A 277-nucleotide genomic window follows, 5' to 3' on the forward strand; every position below is an offset into this window, starting at 1 on the left:
TAGAGAAAGATACGTTTTATGATGATGGAGCAGCTGAAGTGGGTGGAGCTAGATTGAAATGCTGGAAAGCGGGAGGCCATGGTAGCCAAACGTTTTTAGAAGTAGTTCAAAACTCATGTAACCCAGGATTTATTGAACTTGGTGATCGTCTTGGTAAAGACCGATTGTTTAAATACATTCGTAATTTCGGCTTTGGACAGAAAACTGGAATTGATTTGCAAGGTGAAGGTAGTGGGATTTTATTTAATTTAGATAAAGTCGGTCCAGTCGAGCAAGC

General features: G+C 40.1%; 1 protein-coding gene. It reads left to right on the plus strand.

The features are described 5' to 3' along the window. On the plus strand, positions 1-277 hold a 277-nt coding region (locus SB775_RS29075), incomplete at both ends, for a penicillin-binding transpeptidase domain-containing protein (RefSeq protein ID WP_410864681.1).

This window comes from Peribacillus sp. SIMBA_075, assembly GCF_046534585.1.